Here is a 730-nt window from a genome sequence, read left to right on the forward strand (position 1 = left end):
TGGAACGAGGATTATATTTATCGGCTTAATCATAGTTATGGGCAATCGTTATGCGCAGTATATTGTTAGTCCCCGCGTTATTGTTGTCAGGGTGTGCTCTGACACAACAATCCACGCCGATTCAGCCTGATGCCAACTGGCACGTTAATCAGCTATCCAATGGAATGAAATACCACATCTATCCAACTCAAGACCAAGAAGTTTCGGTTCGTTTGGTGATGCACATTGGTTCGTTCCAAGAAGAAGCCAATCAAAAAGGCTACGCTCACTTCGTTGAGCACATGGCATTTAATGGCAGCACACACTTTACCGGCAACGACGTTGTTAAGCTTTTTGAGCAATCCGGCGGCAGTTTTGGCGCAGATATCAACGCGTTTACCACCTATCAGCAAACCTCCTATAAGCTCGACTTGGCCAATAACGATAAGCTTGAAGATGCCCTGACTTGGATGCGAGACATTGGCGACGGTTTAGAGTTCGCTCCTGCTCAAGTTGAAAAAGAGAAAGGTGTTGTCTTGGGTGAATGGCGACGCGCCAATCCAGATGATAAGTCGTTTTCAATGCACGCGTATGAGGCTTCGATTGAAGGAACGCCTTACGCCGAGCATGATCCAATCGGTACTCGTGATGCAATTGAGAACGCGACGTCAAATGGGCTGAAAAACTTCTACGAGAAGTGGTATCAGCCGCAGTATGCCGAGCTGATCGTCACGGGCAATGTGGACGCTAA

Annotated in this window: 1 protein-coding gene; it reads left to right on the forward strand. The window is 47.4% G+C overall.

Going from position 1 to position 730, the window contains the following annotated elements:
• Positions 1-50: 50 nt before the first annotated feature.
• Positions 51-730 (forward strand): pitrilysin family protein (locus R8N47_RS24995; protein WP_318186081.1); only part of this gene is annotated, 680 nt, incomplete at its 3' end.

This window comes from Vibrio sp. 2132-1 (assembly GCF_033344315.1).